This is a genomic window from Ruegeria sp. E5 (genome assembly GCF_056534105.1).
In genome coordinates this window covers 314,537-340,896 of the sequence record NZ_JBQFPA010000005.1, presented here as the reverse complement: position 1 = coordinate 340,896, position 26,360 = coordinate 314,537, and the positions used below count along the sequence as shown (strand labels likewise).

Below are 26,360 nucleotides of genomic sequence, written 5' to 3'. Positions count from 1 at the left end.
ACGTTGATCTGGGGGCAGCTGTACCGGATTACCAGTACCCTAATCCATTCCGGCCAGACGTCGCAGCATCATGCGCAGCAAAGCGGCCTCACCCGTGGTGAAACGCGATGCCAGTTTCTGATCATAATCCTGCGCGATACCGCTTAGCTCACGATAAACCTTCTGGCCAGCCGAGGTCAGCGATAGCCGCTCAACCCGCCGGTCATTTTCATCCCGCAACCTTTGTAAATATCGGCGCTGTTGCAATCGGCTGACCGCTCGGCTGACCTTGGTTTTGTGGATTTTGGCACGCTCAACAATGTCGCGTGCGGTCATCTCACCATGATTGCCAAGATGAAACAGCACCCGCCATTCAGTTCGCAGCATTCCGTAGCGATCCTTGTAAACGCGCTGAAACTCAAGCGAACTTTCTTCGGCCGCCTGATTCAACAGGAACGGCAGGAAATTTCGCAAATCAAACTCATCTTTTTGGTCATTTTTAGGCTGGGTCATCCTTGTTAGTTACAAAATCAACTATTATTCGACAAGTGACAAGTTGAAGGATCACCGGAGACGAGATGAGTTTTGATATCTGGATCACCTATGTGGCGACGGTGTTGCTGCTGATGAGCACACCGGGGCCAAGCCAGTTGCTGATGCTGTCGAACTCGGCAACCAATGGGCTGCGGCGAGGTTTTTTTACCGCTGCGGGTGATTTGACGGCCAATTTCTTTCAAATGTTGGCCGCCGGTCTGGGTCTGGCTGCCCTGATCGCCACGTCCGGGACCGCCTTTACCGTGATCAAGTGGTTGGGCGTGGCCTATCTGGTCTATCTCGGCGTCAAGCAAATCGTGAAGGCACGTGTTGCCGAAACCAACGATGCGCCACGTGCCAGCCGCAGGGCGCTCTGGATGCAGGGCTTCATCACCTCTGCCGCGAATCCCAAGGCGGTGGTGTTCTTCGCCGCTCTGTTTCCGCTGTTCATCGATGGCGCGCTGCCATTCTGGCCGCAATTCGCCATCCTCTCGGCCACATATCTGATCATAGACGGGTTGTTTCTGATGGCCTATGGCTCCACTGCCAGTTGGCTGGCCCGGCGCCGGCAGGGGCCGGCAAGACTTTGGCTCGACCGGATCGGTGGCAGCTTCATGATATTGGCGGCAGTCCTGCTGGGCTTCAAATCCCTGCGCGCCGCCTCATAACCGAAAGACATAAGGACGCAATATGCCTTTGAAGAAATCCTGGGTCGCATCGGCCAATTCCGCCGACCACCCCTTCCCGCTGAACAACCTGCCTTATGGCGTGTTCTCGACCGAAACCACCGAGCCCCGCTGCGGCGTTGCCATCGGCGACATGATCTTCGACGTGACTGCTGCCGAGGCTGATGGATTAATCGCGCTGTCGGATGAGCCGCTGTTCGATCTGCCCTTCTGGAATCCGCTAATGGAAGAAGGCCCTGCCGTATGGGCTGCATTGCGCGACCGCCTATCTACGCTATTGGCTGAAGATTCGGACGAACAGCACAAGATCGAAAGTCTGCTGATCCCGCAGGACGAGGCCGAGATGCATATGCCCTTTGCCGTCAGCGAGTACACCGATTTCTACGCGGGCCGCCACCATGCCCAGAACGTGGGCACCATGTTCCGCGGCCCGGAAAACGCATTGCCGCCGAACTGGCTGCACATCCCCATCGGCTATAACGGCCGCGCGTCGTCTGTTGTCGTTTCAGGCACAGATATCCGTCGCCCCTGGGGTCAGTTGAAATCGCCCGATCAGGACCTGCCTGCTTTCCTGCCCAGCCGTCGATTTGATATCGAACTAGAGATGGGTGCAATCGTGGGCACACCGTCTGACGGCCCAATTTCAGTGCAGGAAGCCGATGACAACATCTTTGGCTATGTCCTGCTAAACGACTGGTCCGCGCGCGATATTCAGGCCTGGGAATACCAGCCGCTGGGGCCGTTCCAGGCCAAGGCGACCGCGACCTCGATCAGTCCGTGGATCGTGACCAAAGCGGCGCTGGAACCGTTCCGCTGCGATACGCCCGACCGTGAGTTTGCACTGCTGGACCACCTGAAGGATTGCGGCCCGATGCTCTATGACATCGATCTATCCGTAACGATGACGCCCGAGAATAAAGACGCCACGACCATCGCACGAACCAATTATCGCGAGATGTATTACTCGGCGGCGCAGCAGTTGGCGCATCACTCGACGTCTGGGTGTCCGATGAACACGGGCGACCTGTTGGGGTCCGGCACCATTTCGGGGCCGAACAAGCCAGAGCGCGGATCACTTCTGGAACTCAGCTGGGGCGGGAAAGAGCCGCTGACGCTGGACACAGGCGAGACCCGCACCTTCATCGAGAACGGCGACACGCTGACCCTGACCGGCGCAGCCAAGGGCGACGGCTATACCGTCGGGTTCGGCGATTGCACCGGCACTGTGCTGCCCGCACTCGAAAATCCATTCGCCAGAGATTGATGCAGGTCCAGTCCGCATATTCAGAGCGCGCTCTGCCAGTCCTTAACGGCCTCGATGGGATAAAGCAGCATCAGCACGTTCAGCGTCAGACCATCGCGGATCAGCGTGGTGGTCAGGATCTCGAATCCCAGCGCAATGGTGACCGTCATCCAGATCGGCAGGCGACGCGCCAACCAGAACCCCAGCATCATCGCGCCAATATCGGCGATCGAGTTGACGACACTGTCGCCGTAGTAATCCAGCGAGATCGTGACCGCGCGGTAATGTTCGATCACGGCATTGGTGTTCTCGGAAATCTCCCACGCGACTTCTATCAAGGTGGCGATGAACAACCGCCAGCCAACGGCAAGGCGGCGCGCCACCAGCCACAGAAGACCGTAAAACAGAAAGCCATGAATGATGTGGCTGGGCGTGTACCAATCGGTCAGATGCTGCGAGCTTTCGGAACTGAAGGTTTCACCATGCCACAGCTTGACATAACCGCATTTGCAAATCGGTTCGCGGCCCATCCACAGCAGGATGATGGCGCAGGCAATGACAACACAAGCGGTTGCCCAATAAGGCAAAAATCGACGTTCAAACATATGGCGACAACATCATCAAAGCCAGTCGCTGTCCAGAAGGGAAATCACTGATATGGCCAAGGCATTTGCGTCCCAGGGGGACATGTCGGAAAAGAAAATCAGCTTCACTGAGGTGGGCGAAGGGCTGTATGCCTTCACTGCCGAAGGCGACCCGAACTCGGGCGTGATCATCGGCGATGACAGCGTGATGATTGTCGAGGCGCAGGCGACGCCGCGTCTGGCCAACAAGGTGATCGAATGCGTGCGGTCGGTGACTGACAAGCCGATCACCCATGTGGCGCTGACCCATTACCACGCAGTACGCGTGCTGGGCGCGAGCGCCTTTGGTGCGCAACAGATACTGATGTCGGATATGGCGCGCGCAATGGTGGTTGAACGTGGTCAGGAAGACTGGGACAGCGAATTCCAACGCTTCCCGCGTCTCTTTGAAGGACACGAAAGCATCCCCGGCCTCACATGGCCCACCACCACCTTCAGCGACACAATGACGGTTTATCTGGGCAACCGCCGGATCGACCTGATGCATCTGGGCCGTGCGCATACCGCTGGCGATATCGTCATCCACGTGCCCGATCAGAATGTCATGTTCACCGGTGACATCGTCGAATACCACTCGGCGTGCTATTGCGGCGATGGGCATTTCAGCGACTGGGGCGATACGCTGGATGAGATCAAGTGGTTCGACGTAGACGCTATCGCGCCGGGGCGCGGCGACGCTCTAGTTGGTAAGGACATGGTCAATGCGGCCATCGAAAACACCCGCGATTTCGTGGAAAGCACCTACCGCCCGGCAGCAAAGGTCGCGGCGCGTGGCGGTTCGCTGAAAGAAGCCTGGGACGCCGTGCGCGCAGAATGCGACCCAAAATTCGCCGACTATGCGATCTACGAACACTGCCTGCCGTTCAACGTTGCCCGAGCCTATGACGAGGCGCGCGGCATCGATACGCCCCGGATCTGGACCGCCCAGCGCGATCTGGAGATGTGGGAGGCCCTTCAGGGCTAAGAATTCCGGGCCGGATTTGATCCAGATCGTGGCGGCCCGGATTTGACGGTGAAACTCTAACGCAAGACCTCCGGCGCAACTGTGCCGGGGAACAGATGGGGTGCGCCCGATGCGCCAGAAATGGGAGAGAGAGAGTGAACAAGATTTTTGAAGTTCCACTTTATGCCTACGAGGCCAGCCCGGATCAATCCGCGCCAGCGCCCGTGCGCCACAAGGTCATCGTCGTTGGGGCCGGTCCGGTGGGTCTGGCCGCCGCCATCGATCTGGCCCAGCAAGGGGTCGAGGTGCTGGTGCTGGACGACAACGACAAGGTCAGCTTTGGCAGCCGCGCCATTTGTTTTGCCAAGCGCCCGCTGGAAATCCTCGACCGTCTGGGCTGCGGGCAGCCGATGGTGGATAAGGGCGTTCTTTGGAACAAGGGCAAGGTGTTCTTCGACGAACGTCAGGTCTACGAGTTCGACCTGCAGCCCGACAGCGGCGATCAGCGCCCGGCCTTCATCAACCTGCAGCAATACTATTTCGAGCAGTTTCTGGTCGACCGCGTCCGCGAATTGCAAGCGCAGGGTGCACCGATCGAAATCCGCGGCCGCAACAAGGTCGAAGCCGTTGGAACCCACCCCGATCACGTCAAGCTTGAGGTCGAAACGCCTGAGGGTTCGTACACCATCGAAGCGGATTGGGTCATCGCCTGCGACGGCGCGGGCTCACCCATGCGCGCAATGATGGGTAAGGATTTTGTCGGCCGCGTGTTCGAAGACAACTTCCTGATCGCTGATGTGATTATGGAGGCCGATTTCCCCTCGGAACGCTGGTTCTGGTTCGATCCGCCGTTCAACAAAGGCCAATCTGCGTTGCTGCATAAACAACCCGATGGCGTCTGGCGCATCGATCTGCAACTGGGATGGGATATCGACAAGGAACGCGAAAAGCGCCCGGAAAACGTGATCCCGCGCCTCAAGGCCATGCTGGGCGAGGAGGTAAATTTCGAGCTGGAATGGGTCAGCATCTACACCTTCCAGTGCCGCCGGATGGAGCAATTCCGCCATGGCCGCGTGATCTTTGCCGGTGACAGCGCGCATCAGGTCAGCCCGTTTGGCGCACGGGGCGCAAACTCGGGCGTACAAGACACCGACAACCTGTGCTGGAAACTGAAACTGGTGATTGAAGGCAACGCCCCTGAATCTTTGCTGGACAGTTACGATCAGGAACGCATTCACGGCGCGGACGAGAATATCCTGAACTCAACCCGCTCGACCGATTTCATCACCCCGAAATCGCAGATGTCACGCATCCTGCGCGACGCGGTGCTGGACTTGAGCGAGCACTATGACTTCGCCCGCCCGATGGTGAATTCTGGCCGCCTGAGCGTACCTTGCGTCTATGACGGCTCGTCGTTGAATTCGGCGGATGCGTTGAACGGGCCGACGCAGACGCGTCCCGGAGCGTCCTGTCCCGATGCGCCTTTGGGTGACGGCTTTCTACTGCCTAAACTGGCTGGACAGTTCACGCTGCTGACCATCGACGCCGATGCACCAGATGAGATCGAGGTCGATGGCATCATCGTCAAACGCCTGGCACTCTCGGTCAAAGACGACCCGACCCTAACGCTGAAGCGCCGCTATTTAGGCGATGCCAGCGGAGCGGTCTATCTGATCCGTCCCGATCAGCACGTTGCCGCCCGCCGCGACACCTACGAAGAAAATGCATTCCGGCACGCGGTGCGCCGCGCCACAGGCAAGGAGTAAACGACATGGCTGATCTGATCCTCTCATCCAATCTGACCCAGGCAGACGATTTCTATGCCGATCTGGTGGCCGCCCATGAAGGGCTTGAGAAAGCCGAAAGCGATGCGTTCAACGCGCGCCTTGTGCTGGTTCTGGCAAACCACATCGGCGACAACGCGGTGCTGAAGCAGGCGTTGGACGCCGCAGCCCTGAAACAGGAGTAAGCCCATGAAAATCGAACAGATTCACCACGTCGCCTATCGCTGCAAGGACGCGAAAGAGACCGTAGAATGGTACGGCAAGATGCTGAACATGGATTTCATTCTGGCGATTGCCGAAGACCATGTGCCCTCCACCCATGAACCTGATCCCTACATGCACCTGTTTCTGGATGCCGGAAATGGCAATGTGCTGGCGTTTTTTGAGCTGCCTACCAAGCCGGAAATGGGGCGCGATCCCAACACGCCGGTTTGGGTGCAGCACATCGCATTCAAGGTGAAGGACCGTGATGAGCTGATCGCATTCAAGGACCATCTCGAAGCCAACGGCGTCGAGGTTCTGGGTGTCACGGATCATTCGATCTTTCATTCGATCTATTTCTTCGATCCGAACGGTCACCGGGTGGAACTGGCTTGCCCCGACCCCGAGGAAGAGGCCATGCTGGCCCGGCTGGATTCGGTCAAATGGGATATGCTCGAAGAATGGTCGCGCACAAAACGAGCCCCTCAGCATGCCGACTGGCTGCATGCCAAGGAACTAAGCAAAGGCTAACCATCGTATGTCCGAAGTGGTTCTGTTTGATTACTGGCGTTCGTCCGCCAGTTACCGGGTGCGGATTGCACTGAATCTGGCTGGGATCACCTACCGCCCGGTCGTCGTGGATCTGGTGAACGGGGCGCATCGCGCCCCGGATCATTTGGACCGCAACCCGCAAGGTCTGGTCCCGGTGCTGGATATCGATGGGGTTCGGTTGACCCAATCGCTGGCGATCATCGATTATCTGGATGAGACCCGCGAACTGGGTCTGCTGCCAACCGATCCGGCCAAGCGAGCCGCGGCGCGGGCATTGGCGCACAGTATCGCGGTGGATATCCATCCGGTCTGCAATCTGTCGGTTGCCAAACATGCCACCGCGCTCAGCCAAGGTGCAGGCGACATGCCCGGCGACTGGATGCGTCACTTCATCCGGCCGGGTCTGCTCGCGTTTGAATCGCTGCTGGGCGGCTTTGATCAATCCCCGTTCTGCACCGGTGAAACGCCGGGCCTGGCCGATATCTGCCTGATCCCACAGCTTTATAATGCGCGCCGGTGGGAAGTTGATCTATCCGATATGCCACGCCTGACAGCAGTCGAGGCCGTCTGCGCCGAGCATTCGGCCTTTGCCGCAGCCCATCCTGACCTGCACGCTCCGCTCTGAACCGGCGCACAGAGTCTGTGTGGCGGTGCGGGTGCACAAATCCTCGCGCCGTCCTTAGGTTTCTATGCAACGACAGATGGAGAACCCCATGCCCAAGATCACCGGCTACCACGCCCATGTCTATTTCGACGCCGACACTCAGGACACGGCACGGCAGGTCTGTGAAAAGGCCGCGCGTCTGTTTCCCACTGTGCAGATGGGCCGCATGCATGCGCGCAATGTTGGCCCGCATCCGCGATGGAGTTGCCAGCTGGGCTTTCCCGCCGAAGCCTTTGATCAGGTCTTTCCCTGGCTGATCCTGAACCGGCAAGGGCTGACCATCTTTACCCATCCAGAAACCGGCGATCACTTGGCTGATCACCGGGATCGCGCTATCTGGATGGGCGAGATGCTGGAGCTTGATCTGTCGATCTTTGATTAACCCAATTCACGCGCCCGGTCGCGCAGGATGAACTTCTGAATCTTCCCCGTCGACGTCTTGGGCAACGCCCCAAACACAACCGTCTTGGGTGCTTTGAAATGGGCCATATGATCCCGGCAGAAAGCGATGATCTCCGCCTCATTCGCCTCTGCCTGCGGTTTCAATTCAACAAATGCACACGGCGTTTCGCCCCATTTCTCATCCGGGCGGGCCACCACCGCCGCCTCCATCACAGCCGGGTGTTTATACAGCGTATCTTCGACCTCGACCGACGAGATGTTCTCACCGCCCGAGATGATGATGTCCTTGGACCTATCCTTCAGCGCGATATAGCCATCCGGATGCATCACCCCCAGATCGCCCGAGGCAAACCACCCGCCCTTGAAGGCCTTGTCTGTCGCCTCAGCGTTCTTGAGATAGCCCTTCATGACAATGTTGCCCTGCATGAAAATCTCACCCATGGTTTCGCCATCCGAAGGCACGGGTTCCATCGTCTCGGGGTCAGCCACCATCAACCCGGACAGGGCGACGTATTTCACCCCCTGACGCACCTTCAGCGCGGCGCGATCTTCCGCGCCTTTCTCGTTCCATTCGTCCTTCCATGCACAGACAACGGACGGACCATAGGTCTCGGTCAGGCCATAGACATGGGTAACCTCAACACCCATCCCTTCCATCGCTTCGATCACCTTGGCCGGCGGTGGAGCGCCAGCGGTCATCGCCTTGATCTGCTGCGTGAAATCCTTGAGATGATCGGGCGCGTTGGCCAGCATATTCAACACGATCGGTGCGCCACAGAAATGGGTCACACCCTCTTCTCGGAAGGCGCGATAGATCGGTTCGTCCCGCACGGCGCGCAGGCAGACGGAGGTGCCCGCATTGGCCGCCATCGTCCACGGGAAGCACCAGCCATTGCAGTGAAACATCGGCAGCGTCCACAGATAGACCGAATGCTGCGGCATCCCCCATGTCAGGATATTCGACGTTGCGTTCAGCGCCGCGCCGCGGTGGTGATAGACCACACCCTTGGGGTTGCCGGTGGTGCCCGAGGTATAGTTCAGCGTGATCGCATCCCATTCATCTGCGGGCAAAGACCAGTCGAACTCTGGATCACCCTCGGCCAACAGAGCCTCATAGGTCAGATCTCCCAATCGCTCGCCACCGTCAAAACTGGCGTCTTCGATGTCGATCACCAGAATGTTGTGATCCACCTGCGCTAACGCCTGTTTCACGACGCCTGAAAACTCGGGATCGACCAGCAGAACCTTGGCTTCGGCATGGTTCAGAATGAAGGCGATGATCGGCGCATCTAGCCTCGTGTTGATCGCGTTCAGCACCGCCCCTGCCATGGGCACGCCAAAATGCGCCTCATACAGCTCGGGGATATTGGCCGCGATGATCGAGACTGTATCGCCCACGCCTACGCCACGCGTAGTCAGCGCGCTGGCCAGACGTCGGCTCCGCGCATAGGTTTCTGCCCAGCTATACCGGCGCTCGCCATACACAACGGATGGGTAATCCGGATACACTGCCGCCGTCCGCTCAAGATAGCTCAGCGGAGACAACGGCGTGAAATTCGCCGGGGTTTTATCCAGATGTTGCTGGTAGATAGGTGTGGCTGTCATCCGGCGATCCTCCCAAACTCGTCAGATTGTCGTATTGAGCACAAAGTTTACGTCATAACAAACCCGTATTAATACGAGTTTGAGCTACACTGGAGATATCCTATGGGCTAATCTGGCCCTACTTCACGCGCACCATTCGCGTTGATCTGCAGTATCACGTCACTTTGTGCCCGCCGGGACCTACTGATTCCCCGCGCGCCCCACTTTTGAAAGGACATGTCATGGACGGCACGTTCAACGAAAACGATCTTTCCCGCGTCGTCGAAGCCGACCGCGCCCACCTCTGGCATCACCTGATCCAGCACAAGCCGTTTGAGACCAACGATCCCCGTATCATTGTCGAAGGCAAAGGCATGCGCGTGTGGGACCAAAAGGGCAAAGAGCACCTGGATGCCGTATCAGGCGGTGTCTGGACCGTGAACGTGGGCTATGGCCGCGAATCTATCTGTAAGGCGGTTTATGACCAGCTGATGAAGCTGTGCTACTTCGCCAACACCGCAGGCTCGATCCCCGGTTCGAATTTCGCGGAAATGCTGATCGACAAGATGCCGGGCATGAGCCGCGTGTACTACACCAATTCAGGTTCTGAGGCGAACGAGAAGGCGTTCAAGATGATCCGCCAGATCGCGCACAAGAAATATGGCGGCAAGAAAACCAAAATCCTGTATCGCGACCGCGACTATCACGGCTCCACCCTGGCGACCATGTCGGCAGGTGGTCAGGACGAGCGCACCGCGCAGTACGGTCCCTTTGCACCCGATTTCGTGCGCGTGCCTCACTGCATGGAGTACCGCAAGCACGAGCTGGACGGCGCACCTGAAGAGAACTTTGGCGAATGGGCTGCAGATCAGATCGAAGAGGTCATCCTGCGCGAAGGCCCCGACACCGTTGGCGCCCTGTGCCTTGAGCCCGTGACCGCAGGCGGTGGCGTCATCGAAGCGCCTGAAGGCTATTGGCCCCGTGTGCAAGAAATCTGCAAGAAATACGACATCCTGCTGCACATTGACGAGGTTGTCTGCGGCGTAGGTCGGACCGGCACCTGGTTCGGCTATCAGCAATACGGCATCAAGCCGGACTTCGTGACCATGGCCAAGGGCGTTGCCTCGGGTTATGCCGCGATCGCCTGCATGGTCACCACCGAGGAAGTCTTTGACATGTTCAAAGACGACGCGGCAGACCCGATGAACTATTTCCGTGATATCTCGACCTTTGGTGGCTGCACTGCCGGTCCGGCGGCAGCGGTTGAAAACATGCGCATCATTCAGGATGAAAACCTGCTGCAGAACTGCGTCGACATGGGTGATCGCATGATGGGCAACCTGCAGGCGCTGATGGAAAAGCACAAAGTCATCGGCGACGTGCGCGGCAAGGGTCTGTTCCTCGGCGCCGAGCTGGTAACCGATCGGACCACCAAGGATCCGATGGACGAAAAGCGCGTTCAGGCCGTGGTTGCTGATTGTATGGCGCAGGGCGTCATCATCGGTGCCACCAACCGCTCGATCCCCAGCCGCAACAACACGCTGTGCTTCTCGCCAGCGCTGATTGCAACAGCGGACGATATCGACCAGATCACCGACGCCGTCGACGGCGCGCTGGGACGTGTGTTCGGCTGATCCGACCACTGTAGTATTGCTAAAACAGATGAAACCCGCCAGCTTTTGGCGGGTTTCTTTTTATGTGGACACCATCCAAGCGTATTAGCTGATGCCAAGGATACTCAGTTTACATTCAAATGGCAGGAACGAGCCCGAAGATGACATTGGTTTTCTTTCCGCCTAGCTTGCAGGTCATGCATTAGTTGGAGGGATTACTATGTCGATGCCAGAAAGCAGGCTCGAAGAATTGGGCTTGAAATTACCTGCGCCTACCAAGTTACCGGATGGCCTGCACATACCCTTCGAATTTGTTAATGTCAGAGGTGACCGAGCCTTTTTCTCTGGTCACCCAAAAAACGCAATGGATGGTAGTCTGGCCGGGCCCTTTGGAGTTGTCGGAGCCGAAATTAATACGGATCAAGCGTATGCTGAGGCCCGCGAAGTGGCACTAACGGTACTGGCTAACCTGAAAGCAGAAATAGGCGAGCTATCAAGAATTGTTGGATGGGTCCGCGTCTTTGGTATGGTGACATCTGCGCCCGGATACTCGGATCAACATGTTGTGGTAAATGGCTTTAGCGATTTGATAATTGAGGTGTTCGGCCCAGACATCGGTCGCCATGCGCGTTCTGCTATCGGTGTGTCTGGACTACCGCTCGGTTTCGCAATGGAAATTGAGGGCGAAGTCATGATCTCTGCCTGACAGGCCTGCGACGGCTTAGTCCGCCCTGCAGTCATTGATCATGTGTCAAAGTAAACATACCCGCCACCGAACACACGCGCCCGGATGACAGCGGCACGTCGGACGCTCGGCTTCACCGTACCAGCTGCCGGCGGGGGCGCGGAGAGCTTAGATTACTCACCAAAATTCGGATAGATAAACCCGTTCACCGGGTACGAACTGCCGTAACTGCCCGGCCGGCTTTCAACCCGGACAAGCGTCCAATCATTGTTTTTGGACACGTCCCTCACGCCCATCTGCAACGACACCTTATTCCGGAGCCAGTTTGCGTGGTTCACAATGACTTCCCGCTCGGTGACAATATCGGACACGACAGCCACATGTCCCAGGGGCATCCCTCTGGTGGCCCGAAACGACATCACCGCACCGACCTCCGGTTCATTACCCCGGTCAAACCCATTGCGGGCCTTGCCCCACCAATCCTTGGCGTTGCCACGAATTTCGATGCCGCTGAGGTTGCGTGCGTAGGGCACGCACCACACCCTTTGTCCCAGCGCATGTTTTCTTGAGACCTCTTGCAACGCCATGGCCTGACGTTCGGGATCCAAGTCCACCTCATTCGGATTCTTGGCACAGGCCGAGATCAGACTGAAAAGTCCCAAAACAACGGCAATTCGCGCGACGCCGGGCAGGCGCGACCAGATCGTATCGGTATTGCGTGCGTTGTACTGCAAGAAGGTTCTTTGCCGGTTTGAGTGGTGAAGCAGTTTTAATAATATCTTTAGGAAAAAGAAAAGAGCCCAGCTGCTCCCCGGCAGAATATTGCCAGTTCCTGCGCCGCATTCCGGCCGTTGGCCGAGCGTGCGGTCACTTATGCAACAGGTTACCTCCCTGTGCCGTCCCTGGGATTCCTGGCAGACCAAGAGGCCGGCACAATGTCATCGGACACATGAACGCAAACCCCTCATGATGGTCACCGATCAAGCATCCGCTGGACAGGCGGAGTAGGCAGAACTAGTTTGGCCGCAACTCAATCCAACAGGAGGTTTGTATCGGATGTCCAAGACACTCTCGATCGCGGCAACTTCAATTCTGTTTTTGTCAACAGCGGCCTATGCGCAAGAACAATGCGCTGCTGGCAAAACGCTGACAGACGGCAAATTCACCATCGCAACGGGCAACCCGGCCTACTATCCGTGGGTGATCGATGACGCGCCTGAAAGTGGCGAAGGGTTCGAGGCTGCTGTGGCTTACGCCGTCGCCGAAGAAATGGGGTTCGCGGCCGATGATGTGGTCTGGGTCCGATCCTCGTTCGATGAGGCGATTCAGCCTGGTGCCAAGGAATTTGACGTCAACATGCAGCAATACTCAATCACGCCCGAACGGGATCAGGTGGTCGATTTCTCTACCCCTTACTACACAGCCCCGATGGCAGTTCTGGTCAGCCCCAATTCGACCGACACTGCCCCGACGCTTGAAGCGCTGAAAGGTTTGCAATGGGGGGCCGTCGGTTCGACCACGGCGGTGCCGAAACTGGCAAGCATCATCCAGCCCGACAGCGATCCGCTGCTTTATGGTGACAATGCTGACGTTAACGCCGCCATGTCGGCCAACCAGATCGATGCGGCCCTGTTCGACCTGCCCACCGCCCTGTTCCTGAGCGCAGTGATGATCGAAGGCTCAAAGGTCATCGGTCAGTTCCCGGCGGATGAAAATGACAATCCGGATCATTTCGGCATGCTGATGGAAGAAGGCAACCCGCTGAAAGCCTGCGTGGACGAGGCGCTGGCGGCACTGGCAGCTAACGGCAAACTGGCCGAAATCGAAGCCGTATGGCTGCAGGACACCACTGGTGTCCCTCTGATCAAGTAACATGGCAGATCATAAGGCGGCGGGGATGACCCGCCGCGAACGGTACGAGGCGCACCAACGACGCAGGTCGTTGGTGATCGCCACGATAAGCACGGTCACAGTTGTGGCCGCGATTTACTTTCTGGTGCCGCTGGCTCCGGGCTGGTCGAAGGTTCAGCAGAGCTTTTTTAACGGCGAGACGCTTGTCAAAACCTTCCCGAAACTGCTTGAAGCGTTTCGGATCAACGTGATGATCTTTTTGTGGTCCGCACCGGCGATCGCCGTGCTTGGCCTGTTGATTGCCTTGGCGCGGGATGCCAAATCGCCCGCCCTGTTTCCGCTGCGCATCTTTGGCGCGGCGTTCACTGACATTTTTCGCGGCGTGCCTGTGATCCTGACGGTCTATCTGATCGGCTTCGGCATACCGGGGCTGGGCCTGCCGCGCCCGTGGAATTCGCCTTACATATGGGGCTCGCTGGCGCTGATCCTGACCTATTCGGCCTATGTGGCCGAGATTTTCCGCTCGGGCATCGACAGCGTCCACCACAGCCAGCGCGCCGCCGCATTGTCGCTGGGTCTGTCGGAACGGCAAGTGATGCGCGACGTGGTGTTGCCGCAGGCGATCCGCAACGTGGTGCCCTCACAGATGAACATGCTGATTGCGCTGCAAAAGGATGTCTCGCTGCTCAGCTTTATCGGCCCGGTCGAAATCTTCCGTCAGGCGGGGGTATTCAAATCGCTACTGGCGAATTTCACCCCCTATGTGGGGGCCGCGATCATCTTCCTGATCGTCACCATCCCCGCCACCCGCTACGCCGATCACCTGATGGCCCGCCAAATGCGAGAGAGGCGCTGATGCCCAAACTGGAACTTCAGGGCGTGGTGAAACGCTTTGGCGACCGCACGGTCTGTGACGGGATTAATCTCACTGTTGATGAGGGCCAAATGGTTTGCTTGATCGGCGCATCCGGGTCGGGCAAGTCGACTCTGCTGCGTTGTATCAACCTGCTGGAACCCATCGAAGACGGCGCAATCTTTCTGGATGGCGAGGATATCTCGATCCCCGGTCTGAACCCGCAATCGGTGCGCGCCCGGATCGGGATCGTTTTCCAGAGCTTCAACCTGTTTCCGCATATGACCGCGCTGGAAAATGTCATGCTCGCCCCCCGCCGGGTGCGCGGACTGACGCGCGCCGAATTGCAGCCTGAGGTCGAGGCGCTGTTCGCCCGGTTCGGGCTAGCCGACCGGATGCACAACTATCCTGACCAATTGTCGGGCGGTCAGCAGCAACGCGTCGCCATCGTGCGCGCCTTGGCCATGCAGCCTGAGGTCATGCTGTTTGATGAAATCACCTCAGCCCTCGACCCCCAACTGGTGGGCGAGGTGCTGGATGTTCTTCTGATGCTCAAGAAACAGGGCATGACGATGGTGATGGCCACGCATGAAATGGGCTTTGCCCGCGAGGCCGCCGACAAGATCTGTTTCCTCGACAGCGGACGGATCATCGAAGAAGGCCCGCCCGAAGCGGTGTTTGACCACCCCTCGCACCAGACCACGCAGGCCTTTCTGGCGCGGGCGTTGAAGTAAGCGCCCGGGCTCTGAATCCCTGACGATCTGGCCCTCAAGGACTCGACTCTTTGAGGGTCAAGAACATATAAGAACAAATGTAGAACATTTGGGGGTTTTATATGTTCGGCGGGATACAGCGCCGCATCGTTTCACTCTGGTTTCCCCGGCTGGCAAGCGACCGGGCTTTGCGTGTGCGCCCGGTGGATGGGCCGTTTGTTCTGACGCTGAAACAGAATAATGCAAACCGGGTGTATTGCCTGAATGTGCAGGCCCAGCGGCAGGGCCTGCATTGCGGCATGCCCTATTCCGATGCCCGCGCCTTTTGCCCCGATCTGCAAAGCCATCCCGCCGATCCGCAAGGGGATCAGCGGTTTCTGCACGCCCTGCGCCGCTGGGCCACGCGCTATTGCCCCTGGGTCGGGCTGGAGGGCGAAGATGGGCTGGTTCTGGACATCACAGGATCGGCGCATCTTGCGGGCGGGGAAGAGATGATGCTGACGGATATGCGCAGGCGTCTGGCCCGCGCCGGGCTGGCGGTGCAGATCGGTCTGGCCCCGACGCGCGGCGCGGCCTGGGCCTTGGCACATTATGGCGAAGGGGTTGCGACCCAGGATACGCTGAAGGCCATCCGTGCCCTGCCGGTGGCGGCGCTGCGGCTGGATGAGGATACCTCGGTCGCGCTGCAACGACTGGGCCTGCGCCGGATTGGTGAGCTGGCGCAAACCCCCCGCGCGCCGCTGACACGCCGCTTTGGCCCCGAGGTGCTGATGCGGCTGGATCAGGCGCTGGGGGATCAGCCCGAACAGATCACACCGCTGGCCGATCCGCCCCATTACGGCGTGCGCATGACCCTGCCCGAGCCTATTGGCCTGCTGTCCGACATGATGGCCGGGGCGGAACGGCTGCTGGAACGGCTCTGCGACAAGCTGAAAGCGCAGGAAATGGGCGCCCGCAAGCTGTGCATGACCTTGCGCCGGGTGGATCAGGATCATCAGCAGGTCGAACTGCGGCTGGCTCGCCCTCTGCGTGATCCATATCGCATCCTGCCCCTGTTCGAGCGTGGACTGACCGAGGTGGATGCAGGCTTTGGCGTCGATCAGCTGCGGCTGGAGGCTACGCTGGTGGAACCCCTGCCGGTGCGCCAGATCAGCCGCGCCGCAAGCCGGGGCAAAGATCAACTGGATGACCTGATCACCCGCATCGGCACCCGGATCGGGCTGGAACAGGTCCACCGCCTGCTGCCCGCGCAAAGCCATATCCCCGAACGCAGCTTCATCATCTCGCCCGCCGCCTATTCCGACCCTGCAGGCGGGTGGGTCGCCCTGCGCCCCCGCCCCCTGCAGCTGTTTCCGCCAGAACCCATCGCCGGATCGGGCCCACACCCGCCGCGCCGCTTTCGCTGGCGACGCATGTCGCTGACCACAGGCCGCTCAACCGGCCCCGAACGCATCTGCCCCGAATGGTGGCTGGAAGATGAGAACTGGCGCACGGGCTTGCGCGATTACTGGCAGGTTGAAACGCGACAGGGGCGGCGATTGTGGCTGTATTACACGCCGCAGAATCCGGGATGGTTCGTGCATGGGGAATTCGCATGAGCAAACCGAACCCGCCCAGCTCACACGCGCAGGACCCCGGCTATGCCGAGTTGTGCGTGACCACCAATTTCACCTTCCTGACCGGAGCCTCGCACCCAGAAGAGCTGGTGACCCGCGCGGCAGAGCTGGGCCTGAAGGCCATCGCGATCACCGACCGGAACTCACTGGCCGGGGTGGTCCGGGGTTGGAGCGCATTGAAAGAGCTGCGGCGCGAGGCGGAAGGCGCGGTTCAAATCCGCTCGCAACACCGGCTCGATTCCTCATCCCGGCAAGAGGTCGGGCATCTGCAGCCGATCGACAAACCGGACGTGCCCGCCCTGCCCAAGCTGATCGTTGGCTGCCGTCTGGTTCTGCGCGACAGCGCGGTGCACTGGCTGGCCCTGCCCCGCGACCGCGCCGCCTATCAGCGACTGACCCGGCTGCTGACGCTGGGCAAGCGACGGGCCGAGAAAGGCGACTGTCATCTGGATTTGAAAGACATGCTGGCGGCCTGTCAGGGGATGATCCTGATCGCGCTGCCTCAGTCAGGGTTGAAACAGGCCATCCCCGACATTCAGACCGTCCGGCGGCAGTTTCCCAACGCGGTCTTTCTGGGGGCCGTACCGCGTTATGACGGCAGTGACCGGGCCTATCTGGCGGCCTGTGCGCAGGCGGCGCTGCGGGCCTCGGCCCCCATGGTGGCGGTAGGCGATGTGCTGATGCACCGTGGCAACCGCCGCCAACTGGCCGATGTGCTGACCTGCATGCGCGAACACATCACGATTGACCAGATCGGCACCCGCGCCCTGCCCAATGCCGAGCGGCGGCTGAAAGGCTACGCGGATATGGCTCGGCTGTTTCAGGATCACCCCGGCGCACTGCGCCGCACGTTGGAAATCGCCGACCGCTGCAGCTTTGACCTGAGCGAGCTGTCTTATGAATACCCAGACGAGATCGCCAGCACCGAGACCCCGCTGGCGCGACTGGAACGTCTGGCGCGCGAGGGGTTGAAACGGCGCTATCCAGATGGCCCAACCGAGAAGGCCGTCAACCTGATGAAAAAGGAACTGGCCCTGGTCGCCGATCTGGATTTCCCGGCCTATTTCCTGACCGTGCATGACATTGTGCAATTCGCCCGCTCGCAAGGCATTCTGTGTCAGGGGCGCGGATCAGCCGCCAATTCGATCCTGTGTTATCTGCTGGGCATCACCGATGTCAGCCCCGACATGATCGCCATGGTGTTCGAGCGTTTTGTCTCGAAGTACCGAGGCGAGCCGCCGGATATCGACGTGGATTTCGAACACGAGCGGCGCGAAGAGGTGATCCAGTGGATTTATGAGAAATATGGCCGCCACCGCGCGGGCCTCTGTGCCACGGTCATCCATTTCCGATCTCGCGCGGCAATCCGCGAGGTGGGCAAGGTGATGGGCCTGTCTCAGGACGTCACCGCAGGTCTGTCCGGCCAGATCTGGGGGATGAGCAATGGTGGCGTTGATGCTGAGAGGTTGCAGGAACTGGGCCTCGACCTCAAAGATCGGCGCCTGATGCAGACGGTTCGCCTGATTGGCGAGATCATCGGCTTCCCGCGCCATCTGTCGCAGCATGTGGGCGGGTTCGTCATCACCAAAGGGCGGCTGGATGAGCTATGCCCGATCGAAAACGCCGCGATGGAAGACCGCACCGTGATCGAATGGGACAAGGATGACATCGACGCGCTTGGCATTCTGAAGGTGGATATATTGGGGCTGGGGATGCTCAGTTGCATCCGCAAGGCGTTTGACTTGATGCAACAGCACAACAGCGAAACCCTCAGCATCGCGACCGTCCCGCAAGAGGACACGGCGACCTATGACATGCTGTGTGCCGCTGATGCGGTGGGCGTGTTTCAGGTCGAAAGCCGGGCACAAATGAATTTCCTGCCCCGGATGCGACCGCGCGAATTCTACGATCTGGTGATCGAGGTTGCCATCGTCCGCCCCGGCCCTATCCAGGGCGATATGGTGCAGCCCTATATCCGACGGCGCAACGGGCTGGAAAAATCCGAACCCTTCGGCCCTGCCTTGGAAGAGGTGACGCGGCGCACGCTGGGCGTGCCGCTGTTTCAGGAACAGGCCCTGCAAATCGCCGTGGTTGGTGCAGGGTTTTCGGCGGAAGAGGCGGATCACCTGCGCCGCTCGCTGGCCTCGTTCCGGCGCATGGGGACGATTGGCACATATCGTGACAAGTTCATCGCGGGGATGCTGAACAACGGCTATACGCCCGAGGTCGCCGACCGCTGCTTTGGCCAGATCGAAGGCTTTGCCGATTACGGCTTTCCCGAAAGCCACGCAGCGGCTTTTGCGATGCTGGCCTATGTCTCGGCCTGGATGAAATGCCACCACCCGGCGATCTTTGCCTGCGCGCTACTGAACTCGCAGCCCATGGGGTTTTATGCCCCCGCCCAGATCGTGCGCGACGCGCGCGAGCATGGGGTCGAGATCCGCCCGGTCTGCGTAAACGCCTCGACCTGGGACAATCTGCTGGAACGCCGCGCCGATGGGGCTCTGGCCCTGCGGCTGGGTTTTCGCCAGATCAAGGGGTTCAAGCAGGAGGACGCGGATTGGATCGTGGCCGCGCGGGGCAATGGGTATCCGGACCCCGAAACGCTGTGGCTGCGGGCCGGATTGCGCCCGGATGTGCTGACCCGTCTGGCCGAGGCGGATGCGTACTCCGGCATGGACCTGACCCGGCGCGACGCCCTGTGGCATGTCAAAGCCATCCGCAGCCGGACCGCTCTGCCGCTGTTCAATGACCCTATCGATGGCGAAAGCATCAATGAGCCGCAGGTCAACCTGCCGGTGATGCATCTGGGCGAGGAGGTTGTCGAAGACTACGTCTCGACCCGTCTGACCCTACGCTCGCACCCGATGGAGCTGTTGCGCCCATCCATCCCCGGCCTTGTGCCGCATGCCACGCTGCAGGACATCCCGCTGGGCCGCTACAGCGTCTGCGGGCTGGTGATCACGCGCCAACGGCCGGGAACCGCCTCGGGCGTGATCTTTCTGACGCTTGAAGATGAAACCGGGGTCAGCAATGTGGTTGTCTGGCCCAAGGTCTATGAACGCTTTCGCCGCATCGTGATGGGCGGGCGGTTGCTGCAGGTCCGTGGATATCTGCAACGCGAGGGAATCGTTGTGCATCTGATCGCGCAGGAAATCACCGATATGTCGCATAAACTGTCCGAGCTTGGGCATCCGCTGGATGAGGCCATCGGCATCACCCAACCGCAAGCGGATGACACCCCGCGCCCCCGGCAGAACGGCCCAAGCGCCCGCCATCCGCGCGAACAGGCCAAGCGTCTGTTCCCAAGCCGGGATTTTCACTAGAACCCGCGCCAGCATAAGGCCAGTTTCAAAGAAACATCTGGCTAACGTGATCCGGTCACCTCTTTCCCTTGCCCTTGCCCGCAATATGTTGCACCACACACGGGTTCAAACCCGGTGAACGGGCCAAAGGATAAGGACAAGGCGCATGGCTGACGGATCGATCGACATCAACGCAAAACCCACCGAGGACATTTCGGTTCGCGAGGTGTTTGGCATTGACAGCGATATGGCAGTCAAAGGCTTTGCCGAACGCAGCGACCGCGTGCCGGTGATCGATCCGACCTACAAGTTCGATCCCGAAACCACGCTGGCGATTCTTGCGGGCTTTACCCATAACCGCCGGGTGATGATTCAGGGCTATCACGGCACCGGGAAATCGACCCATATCGAACAGGTTGCAGCCCGTCTGAACTGGCCTGCCGTGCGCGTGAACCTCGACAGCCATATCAGCCGGATCGACCTGATTGGTAAGGACGCGATCAAACTGCGCGACGGCAAGCAGGTCACTGAATTCCACGAAGGCATCCTGCCCTGGGCGCTGCGCAACCCCGTTGCCATCGTCTTCGACGAATACGACGCGGGCCGTGCGGATGTGATGTTCGTGATCCAGCGCGTGCTGGAGCATGACGGCAAGCTGACCTTGCTGGACCAGAACGAGATCATCACACCGAACCCGAACTTCCGCCTGTTTGCCACCGCCAACACCGTGGGTCTGGGCGACACCACCGGCCTCTATCACGGTACACAGCAGATCAACCAGGCGCAGATGGACCGCTGGTCGCTGGTTTCGACGCTGAACTATCTCAGCCACGATGCCGAGACGATGATCGTTCTGTCGAAAGCGCCGCATTACAACACCGCCGAGGGCCGCAAGACCGTCAGCCAGATGGTCACCGTCGCCGACCTGACCCGGACCGCCTTCATGAACGGCGATCTGTCGACCGTCATGAGCCCCCGGACCGTGATCAACTGGGCCCAAAACGCAGAAATCTTCCGCAACATCGGCTATGCCTTCCGCCTGTCGTTCCTGAACAAATGTGACGAGCTAGAGCGCCAGACGGTTGCTGAGTTCTATCAGCGCTGCTTTGATGAGGAACTGCCGGAAAGCGCGGCGAGCGCGAGCTTGGGCTAAGCAATATGAATTGCGCCCTGCGGGGCGCAATGCCTCCGGCGGAGGTATTTTTGGCCAGATGAAGGGGGATCCGGTTTCGCATTGATGCGGCGGGTCACTGCAACACAAAGGGCGATTGAACATGGTGCAGAAGAACGACAATCCTGCTGATCCGTTCAAGAAGGCTCTGGCCGAGGCTACTAAAGTTATGGCCGACGACCCCGAATTGTCGGTGAGCTACACTGTTGATCCATCGGGCCTGTCGGGCGAGTCGATGCGTTTGCCGCAGGTCTCACGCCGGATGACGCGCGAAGAGGTTCTGTTGGCGCGCGGGACGGCAGACGCATTAGCTTTACAACGCAAATATCATGATGACGCGACCCATGCGCGATATGCCCCTCCAGGTGATATGGCGCGGGATCTTTATGAGGCGATGGAGACCGCCCGGTGCGAGGCGATGGGTGCGCGGGACATGCCCGGCACCGCGTCGAATATCGACGTCAAGATCGGGCATGAGGCGATCCGGCGCGGCTATGATCAGTGCAAACAGCCTGCGGATGCGCCATTGGCTGTGGCGGCGGGCTATCTGATCCGGCATCTGGCCACGGGCCGCGACATGCCGCCTGCCGCCGAGAATGTCATGAACCTGTGGCGCGGATTTATCGAGGAACAGGCCGGCGGGACGCTGGAAAATCTTGACGAAATCCTTTCGGACCAGGCCGAATTTGCCAAATTCGCCCGACAGATGATCAAAGACCTGGGTTACGGCGATCAGCTGGGTGATGACCCGGATGAACTGGACGACGAACAGGAAGATCAGGCCGAAGAAGACGCCGAAGAGCAGCCCGATCCCGACAGCACCGGGCAGGATGATCAGGACGAACAGGACGCCGACGCGACGCCTGAGCAAACTCAGGAAGAACAGCAGGACCAGTCTCAAGCCCAGGTCTCGATGGACGAGATGGCCGAGGATGAGATGGGCGATGAGGCTGAAATGCCCGAGGGCGAGGCTCCGCTAGAACCGCCTGCCCCGCCACCTGCGTCCGAGGCGGACCCGGATTACAAGGTCTATCTGAACACCCACGACGAAGAGATCGCAGCTGAAGATTTGGCGGAACCGGCAGAGCTGGAGCGCCTACGTGCGTATCTGGATCAGCAGTTGGAGCCGCTGAAAGGTGCGGTCAGCCGTCTCGCCAACAAGCTGCAACGCCGCTTGCAGGCACAGCAGAACCGGTCTTGGGAATTCGACCGCGAGGAAGGCATTCTGGATGCCGGACGTCTGGCGCGCGTCGTGGCCAACCCGACCACGCCGCTAAGCTTCAAGGTCGAAAAAGATACCGAATTCCGCGATACAGTGGTGACGCTGCTTCTGGACAATTCCGGCTCGATGCGGGGCCGTCCGATCTCGATTGCCGCGATCTGTGCAGATGTCCTGGCGCGGACGCTGGAACGTTGCAACGTCAAGGTCGAGATTCTGGGCTTTACCACCCGGGCCTGGAAAGGCGGTCAGGCGCGCGAGGCGTGGCTGAACGATGGCCGCCCGCAACAACCGGGGCGACTGAACGATCTGCGCCACATCATCTACAAAGGCGCCGATGCCCCATGGCGTCGCGCGCGACCCAATCTGGGTCTGATGATGAAAGAGGGCCTGCTGAAGGAAAACATCGACGGTGAAGCGTTGGAATGGGCGCATCGCCGGATGCTCGCGCGGCGTGAGGCCCGCAAGATCCTGATGGTGATCTCGGACGGCGCGCCGGTGGATGATTCCACGCTTAGCGTGAACCCGGCAAACTATCTGGAAAAGCACCTGCGCGACGTGATCGCCATGGTCGAAAAACGCAAGATGGTAGAACTACTGGCCATCGGCATCGGCCACGACGTGACGCGCTATTATGACCGCGCCGTCACGATCACCGATGTCGAGCAGCTTGCAGGTGCTATGACCGAGCAGTTGGCCGCACTGTTCGACAGCGACCCGCGCGCCCGCGCGCGCGTGATGGGGATGAAGCGGGCCAGTTGACGGCCCTGCTTCGACAGTGCAGACTTAGTGCCATCCAAGCCAGTTTTTGCACCGCTGAAGGCGACTTTGCTTATGGTGGCGCAACGGATAGCGCATAAGCGCTATATCGAAGGGCAGGAACATCATTCGTTCTCCTGTTTATCTGCTTGGATAGTGTCCCAACCCTGCCCGGCCTGCTTGTAGCTGGTCCTGAGATACGCCCTAGAAACCCTTGAGATTGTTGTTGAACCTTGTCGTTCCGCGAGAAACGGAGTGTATTTGCCGCATGCGCTATGAGTTTGCAGACTGTATTCTGGATGTGGATCGACACGTCCTGACCCGCCGGGGTGAGCCCGTCGCAATCGAACCTCAGGTATTCGATCTGTTGGTCCTCTTGGCCCAGCACCCAGGTAAGCTGGTGCCCCGGGACGAGATCATCGCGCGGGTATGGAGTGGCCGCTTTGTCTCGGATTCTACCATCAGCGCACGTATCGCAGCGGCGCGTAAAGCAGTCGGCGATGATGGCAAAGCGCAACGGATCATTCGGACAGTCGTACGGCGCGGGTTGCAAATGGCGGCGGATGTGACCTGTGACGCCGACACCGATTCAGGCGTAGAAAACCATACGCAACGGCTGCGTTACGCGCGCGGTGCGAAGGGCCGCGCTGTTCCATACACGCTTTCCGGTGATGGGTTGCCGGTGCTGCGCATCGGTTCGGTCGTGCACGATCTGGAGGCGGAATGGCGCATCCCGTCCGAGCGTACCCGGTTGCAGGACATGGCAAACCGTTTCCGCCTGTTACGCTACAACAAGGACAATGACGTCAGCTCAAACATCGATCATCAGGCGGTGTATGACCGCAGAATAGAAGAAATCCTGACCGTCGTGAATGCAGCGGGGTTTGACCGCTTTTCCATTCTCGGTGAAATGGGCGGCACCTTCCCTGCCCTACACTTCGCCGCAAGGCACCCCGAGCGGATTGACAAGCTGATTATCTCCGGCGGATGGGCAGAAGGGCGAGATTACCGGGAAGATACCAAACAACCCGACTCGATCCGGTCACTGATCGCGGAAGGCTGGAACACGCCGGGCAGCGGCTATGCTATGGGCGCTGAATTCAGCTATTTTCCAGAAGGTCCGCTGGATAGCGTTCGGCACATGGTCAATGAATTGCAGACACTTTATTCAAGCGAGGAAAGACTTCACTACCGTGACATCGCCAATAGCACCTCGGTGCTGCAACTTCTTCCGATGGTGCAATGCCCCACTCTGGTTCTGCACGGGCGGCACACAGCCGTTCACCCCCTGTCCGAGGCGCGCAAACTGGCGGCTGGAATCCCCAATGCCTCGCTTGTGATCCTTGAGACCGGCAACCAGATACCATTGCCTGGAAATGAGGCCTACAACCCGTATATCCAGGCCATTCAACGCTTTCTTGAGACAGAAGAATAGTGTGCGCCGAGGCGCTGGACATTTCCTACCGCAGGCCGCAGGTTTGCGCGCAGCAAGACCGACGAATGAGGCCGCCCATGTTCCAGAGTTTCGAAGTGACCGCACGCCCCGAGCAAGGCCCACCACGACTGGCCGCTTTGCGGGACGAGCTGGCGCGCGAAGGCCTGCAGGGCTTCCTGATCCCGCGTGCGGATGCGCATCAGGGTGAATATGTGGCCCCTCGGGATGAAAGGCTGGCCTGGCTTACCGGGTTCACCGGTTCTGCGGGGTTTTGCGCGGCGCTCACGGACATTGCCGGGGTTTTCATCGACGGGCGCTATCGCACTCAGGTAAAGGCCCAGGTCGCACAGGATTACACGCCGGTCCCATGGCCAGATGTCAGCCTGAGCGCGTGGTTGAAAGAGCAATTGCCAAATGGCGGCAAAGTCGGGTTTGATCCGTGGCTCCACGCTGCAGGACAGATTTCGTCTGCACAGAAAGAGCTTGAAGGCAGCGGCGTCGAACTGGTGCGCTGTGATAACCTTGTAGACCGAATTTGGGCGGATCAACCCGACCCTCCGATGAATCCTGTCAGGGCACATCCGATTGAATTTGCAGGTGAAAGCGCCGAGCGCAAAATCAAGCGCCTCGCGAGTGACCTGCAGAGCGCAGATCGCGCGGCAGCGGTGATCACCTTGCCGGATTCGATCATGTGGCTGTTGAATATCCGCGGCGCGGACATCGCATACAACCCTGTGGCCCATGGCTTTGCCATCCTGCACGGTGATGGGCGGGTGGATCTGTTCATGGCCGCTGCCAAACTGACCGGGATCGGGGATCATCTGGGCCCGCAGGTCACCCAACACCAACCCGACGCGTTCCTGACAGCGGTTGAGGCACTTGAAGGCAGGGTACAGGTCGATCCGGGAACGGTTCCGCAGATCATAGCAGATGCGTTGGGGGACCGTATGGTCGATGGCGGCGATCCCTGCGCCCTGCCCAAAGCCCGCAAGAACCCGGCCGAAATCGCAGGCACGGCCGAGGCACATCTGCGAGATGCCGCAGCGGTGATCGAACTGCTGTGTTGGCTAGACGCGCAGAAGCCCGGCACCCTGACCGAGACACAGGTAGTAACGCGGCTGGAAGAAAGCCGCCGCCGGGACAACGCGCTGCAGGATATCTCATTCGACACCATCGCGGGCACCGGGCCGAACGGGGCCATCATGCATTATCGCGTGACCGAGGAAACCGACAGCAGGCTGGAAAACGGTCACCTGCTGGTGCTGGACAGCGGTGGGCAATATCTGGACGGCACCACCGATATCACCCGCACAATTGCAATCGGCGATGTTGGGGATGAGGAGAAGGCCTGCTTTACACGCGTCCTCAAAGGCATGATCGCCATGTCGATGCTACGCTGGCCTGTTGGCTTGGCAGGACGCGATATCGAATGCGTAGCGCGGCTGCAGCTGTGGCTGGCCGGGCAGGATTTCAACCATGGGGTTGGTCATGGGGTCGGTACCTATCTCAGCGTGCATGAGGGCCCTCAGCGCCTGTCTCGGGTCAGCCATGTCCCGCTTGAGCCGGGTATGATCCTGTCGAACGAGCCGGGATATTACCGCGAGGGTGCTTTTGGCATCCGGCTTGAGAACCTTGTCGTAGTGGAAGAGGCCCCAAACCTGCCCAGCGGTGACGATGAACGCGCCATGCTGAACTGGCGTACGCTGACTTATGTCCCAATCGACAGGCGTTTGATTGTAGTCGATATGCTGACACGAGAGGAACGTGCTTGGCTGAACGCCTATCACCGCGACGTCGCGGAAAAAGTCCGGCCAAGGCTGGGCGACGCCGCTCAACTGTGGTTGGATGCCGCAACCGCACCGGTCTGACACCGGATTGTTACATAGTTTGGGCAGAGGAGAAGCCCTGACACGACGAGGGAAGG

The 26,360-nt window shown here is 59.6% G+C and carries 23 protein-coding genes; 19 read left to right on the top strand and 4 right to left on the bottom strand.

Features of this window, described 5'->3' with window-relative positions:
* Positions 1-39: 39 nt before the first annotated feature.
* Complete coding sequence (locus ACR0BI_RS18780) at positions 40-492, bottom strand: MarR family winged helix-turn-helix transcriptional regulator (protein WP_170392676.1); 453 nt, start codon at positions 490-492, stop codon at positions 40-42.
* A 65-nt stretch (positions 493-557) separates the two neighbouring features.
* On the opposite strand from ACR0BI_RS18780, the gene ACR0BI_RS18775 reads away from it, so the two are divergent.
* Positions 558-1,181, top strand: coding sequence for a LysE family translocator (locus ACR0BI_RS18775; protein WP_480562530.1), 624 nt, complete (start codon positions 558-560; stop codon positions 1,179-1,181).
* A 22-nt stretch (positions 1,182-1,203) separates the two neighbouring features.
* Positions 1,204-2,463, top strand: coding sequence for a fumarylacetoacetase (fahA, locus tag ACR0BI_RS18770; RefSeq protein ID WP_480562531.1), 1,260 nt, complete (start codon positions 1,204-1,206; stop codon positions 2,461-2,463).
* 20 nt (positions 2,464-2,483) lie between these two features.
* Here the strand turns inward: fahA and ACR0BI_RS18765 are convergent, their stop codons facing one another.
* Positions 2,484-3,047, bottom strand: coding sequence for a DUF2585 domain-containing protein (locus ACR0BI_RS18765; RefSeq protein WP_170402422.1), 564 nt, complete (start codon positions 3,045-3,047; stop codon positions 2,484-2,486).
* A gap of 52 nt (positions 3,048-3,099) precedes the next feature.
* On the opposite strand from ACR0BI_RS18765, the gene ACR0BI_RS18760 reads away from it, so the two are divergent.
* The 6 genes from ACR0BI_RS18760 to ACR0BI_RS18735 all read left to right on the top strand — a co-directional run bounded on the left by ACR0BI_RS18760 (position 3,100) and on the right by ACR0BI_RS18735 (position 7,612).
* On the top strand, positions 3,100-4,050 hold the full coding sequence (locus tag ACR0BI_RS18760; protein WP_039541551.1) for an MBL fold metallo-hydrolase: 951 nt from the start codon (positions 3,100-3,102) through the stop codon (positions 4,048-4,050).
* Between the two features lie 134 nt (positions 4,051-4,184).
* A complete protein-coding gene (locus ACR0BI_RS18755; protein ID WP_170392681.1) occupies positions 4,185-5,795 on the top strand; it encodes an FAD-dependent oxidoreductase in 1,611 nt (536 codons plus the stop codon).
* A 5-nt stretch (positions 5,796-5,800) separates the two neighbouring features.
* A complete protein-coding gene (locus ACR0BI_RS18750) occupies positions 5,801-5,998 on the top strand; it encodes a DUF2783 domain-containing protein (protein WP_170392682.1) in 198 nt (65 codons plus the stop codon).
* Between the two features lie 4 nt (positions 5,999-6,002).
* Entirely contained in the window at positions 6,003-6,545 is a 543-nt protein-coding gene (locus ACR0BI_RS18745; RefSeq protein WP_480562532.1) for a VOC family protein, read from the top strand.
* A gap of 7 nt (positions 6,546-6,552) precedes the next feature.
* Positions 6,553-7,191, top strand: a complete 639-nt coding sequence (gene maiA / locus ACR0BI_RS18740; protein ID WP_480562533.1) for a maleylacetoacetate isomerase — start codon at positions 6,553-6,555, stop codon at positions 7,189-7,191.
* Between the two features lie 88 nt (positions 7,192-7,279).
* On the top strand, positions 7,280-7,612 hold the full coding sequence (locus ACR0BI_RS18735) for a DOPA 4,5-dioxygenase family protein (RefSeq protein ID WP_480562534.1): 333 nt from the start codon (positions 7,280-7,282) through the stop codon (positions 7,610-7,612).
* On the opposite strand, the gene ACR0BI_RS18730 is transcribed toward ACR0BI_RS18735, so the two are convergent.
* A complete protein-coding gene (locus ACR0BI_RS18730) occupies positions 7,609-9,237 on the bottom strand; it encodes an acyl-CoA synthetase (protein WP_170392686.1) in 1,629 nt (542 codons plus the stop codon). The two genes, ACR0BI_RS18735 and ACR0BI_RS18730, sit on opposite strands and share 4 nt — an antisense overlap.
* A gap of 221 nt (positions 9,238-9,458) precedes the next feature.
* Here ACR0BI_RS18730 and ACR0BI_RS18725 point away from each other — a divergent pair, with 221 nt between their 5' ends.
* Positions 9,459-10,850, top strand: coding sequence for an aminotransferase class III-fold pyridoxal phosphate-dependent enzyme (locus ACR0BI_RS18725; protein WP_170392687.1), 1,392 nt, complete (start codon positions 9,459-9,461; stop codon positions 10,848-10,850).
* A gap of 199 nt (positions 10,851-11,049) precedes the next feature.
* A complete protein-coding gene (locus ACR0BI_RS18720) occupies positions 11,050-11,535 on the top strand; it encodes a RidA family protein (RefSeq protein WP_480562535.1) in 486 nt (161 codons plus the stop codon).
* Positions 11,536-11,687: 152 nt separating this feature from the next.
* On the opposite strand, the gene ACR0BI_RS18715 is transcribed toward ACR0BI_RS18720, so the two are convergent.
* Positions 11,688-12,248 (bottom strand): CHAP domain-containing protein, encoded by a 561-nt coding sequence (locus tag ACR0BI_RS18715; RefSeq protein ID WP_170392689.1) that lies wholly within the window; start codon positions 12,246-12,248, stop codon positions 11,688-11,690.
* 322 nt (positions 12,249-12,570) lie between these two features.
* Between ACR0BI_RS18715 and ACR0BI_RS18710 the strand changes: the two genes are divergently transcribed.
* From ACR0BI_RS18710 to ACR0BI_RS18670, 9 genes are all read left to right on the top strand, one after another.
* Positions 12,571-13,386 carry an ABC transporter substrate-binding protein gene (locus ACR0BI_RS18710; RefSeq protein WP_170402438.1) on the top strand — a complete coding sequence of 272 codons (816 nt, stop codon included), beginning with the start codon at positions 12,571-12,573 and terminating at the stop codon, positions 13,384-13,386.
* Between the two features lies 1 nt (position 13,387).
* Positions 13,388-14,221, top strand: coding sequence for an amino acid ABC transporter permease (locus ACR0BI_RS18705; RefSeq protein WP_010437538.1), 834 nt, complete (start codon positions 13,388-13,390; stop codon positions 14,219-14,221).
* A complete protein-coding gene (locus tag ACR0BI_RS18700) occupies positions 14,221-14,952 on the top strand; it encodes an amino acid ABC transporter ATP-binding protein (protein ID WP_010437537.1) in 732 nt (243 codons plus the stop codon). Before ACR0BI_RS18705 ends, ACR0BI_RS18700 begins: the two co-directional genes overlap by 1 nt.
* A gap of 101 nt (positions 14,953-15,053) precedes the next feature.
* Positions 15,054-16,529 (top strand): Y-family DNA polymerase, encoded by a 1,476-nt coding sequence (locus tag ACR0BI_RS18695; RefSeq protein WP_480562536.1) that lies wholly within the window; start codon positions 15,054-15,056, stop codon positions 16,527-16,529.
* Positions 16,526-19,873, top strand: a complete 3,348-nt coding sequence (locus ACR0BI_RS18690) for an error-prone DNA polymerase (protein WP_480562537.1) — start codon at positions 16,526-16,528, stop codon at positions 19,871-19,873. Before ACR0BI_RS18695 ends, ACR0BI_RS18690 begins: the two co-directional genes overlap by 4 nt.
* A 145-nt stretch (positions 19,874-20,018) precedes the next feature.
* Complete coding sequence (gene cobS / locus ACR0BI_RS18685) at positions 20,019-21,005, top strand: cobaltochelatase subunit CobS (RefSeq protein WP_010437533.1); 987 nt, start codon at positions 20,019-20,021, stop codon at positions 21,003-21,005.
* Positions 21,006-21,126: 121 nt separating this feature from the next.
* Positions 21,127-23,004: a cobaltochelatase subunit CobT gene (cobT, locus tag ACR0BI_RS18680; protein WP_170392695.1), complete on the top strand. Its 1,878-nt coding sequence runs from the start codon at positions 21,127-21,129 to the stop codon at positions 23,002-23,004.
* 265 nt (positions 23,005-23,269) lie between these two features.
* Positions 23,270-24,436: an alpha/beta hydrolase gene (locus ACR0BI_RS18675; RefSeq protein WP_170733710.1), complete on the top strand. Its 1,167-nt coding sequence runs from the start codon at positions 23,270-23,272 to the stop codon at positions 24,434-24,436.
* Between the two features lie 77 nt (positions 24,437-24,513).
* A complete protein-coding gene (locus ACR0BI_RS18670; protein WP_480562538.1) occupies positions 24,514-26,304 on the top strand; it encodes an aminopeptidase P family protein in 1,791 nt (596 codons plus the stop codon).
* The last annotated feature ends 56 nt before the right edge of the window (positions 26,305-26,360 follow it).

Coding starts and splice junctions, on each gene's coding strand:
- ACR0BI_RS18760 (WP_039541551.1), top strand. CDS start 3,100: ATGGCCAAGGCATTTGCGTCCCAGGGGGACATGTCGGAAAAGAAAATC.
- ACR0BI_RS18765 (WP_170402422.1), bottom strand. CDS start 3,047: ATGTTTGAACGTCGATTTTTGCCTTATTGGGCAACCGCTTGTGTTGTC.
- ACR0BI_RS18750 (WP_170392682.1), top strand. CDS start 5,801: ATGGCTGATCTGATCCTCTCATCCAATCTGACCCAGGCAGACGATTTC.
- ACR0BI_RS18720 (WP_480562535.1), top strand. CDS start 11,050: ATGTCGATGCCAGAAAGCAGGCTCGAAGAATTGGGCTTGAAATTACCT.
- maiA (WP_480562533.1), top strand. CDS start 6,553: ATGTCCGAAGTGGTTCTGTTTGATTACTGGCGTTCGTCCGCCAGTTAC.
- ACR0BI_RS18735 (WP_480562534.1), top strand. CDS start 7,280: ATGCCCAAGATCACCGGCTACCACGCCCATGTCTATTTCGACGCCGAC.
- ACR0BI_RS18725 (WP_170392687.1), top strand. CDS start 9,459: ATGGACGGCACGTTCAACGAAAACGATCTTTCCCGCGTCGTCGAAGCC.
- ACR0BI_RS18775 (WP_480562530.1), top strand. CDS start 558: ATGAGTTTTGATATCTGGATCACCTATGTGGCGACGGTGTTGCTGCTG.
- ACR0BI_RS18675 (WP_170733710.1), top strand. CDS start 23,270: ATGCGCTATGAGTTTGCAGACTGTATTCTGGATGTGGATCGACACGTC.
- ACR0BI_RS18690 (WP_480562537.1), top strand. CDS start 16,526: ATGAGCAAACCGAACCCGCCCAGCTCACACGCGCAGGACCCCGGCTAT.
- ACR0BI_RS18745 (WP_480562532.1), top strand. CDS start 6,003: ATGAAAATCGAACAGATTCACCACGTCGCCTATCGCTGCAAGGACGCG.
- fahA (WP_480562531.1), top strand. CDS start 1,204: ATGCCTTTGAAGAAATCCTGGGTCGCATCGGCCAATTCCGCCGACCAC.
- ACR0BI_RS18710 (WP_170402438.1), top strand. CDS start 12,571: ATGTCCAAGACACTCTCGATCGCGGCAACTTCAATTCTGTTTTTGTCA.
- ACR0BI_RS18700 (WP_010437537.1), top strand. CDS start 14,221: ATGCCCAAACTGGAACTTCAGGGCGTGGTGAAACGCTTTGGCGACCGC.
- ACR0BI_RS18730 (WP_170392686.1), bottom strand. CDS start 9,237: ATGACAGCCACACCTATCTACCAGCAACATCTGGATAAAACCCCGGCG.
- ACR0BI_RS18695 (WP_480562536.1), top strand. CDS start 15,054: ATGTTCGGCGGGATACAGCGCCGCATCGTTTCACTCTGGTTTCCCCGG.
- ACR0BI_RS18705 (WP_010437538.1), top strand. CDS start 13,388: ATGGCAGATCATAAGGCGGCGGGGATGACCCGCCGCGAACGGTACGAG.
- cobS (WP_010437533.1), top strand. CDS start 20,019: ATGGCTGACGGATCGATCGACATCAACGCAAAACCCACCGAGGACATT.
- ACR0BI_RS18780 (WP_170392676.1), bottom strand. CDS start 492: ATGACCCAGCCTAAAAATGACCAAAAAGATGAGTTTGATTTGCGAAAT.
- cobT (WP_170392695.1), top strand. CDS start 21,127: ATGGTGCAGAAGAACGACAATCCTGCTGATCCGTTCAAGAAGGCTCTG.
- ACR0BI_RS18670 (WP_480562538.1), top strand. CDS start 24,514: ATGTTCCAGAGTTTCGAAGTGACCGCACGCCCCGAGCAAGGCCCACCA.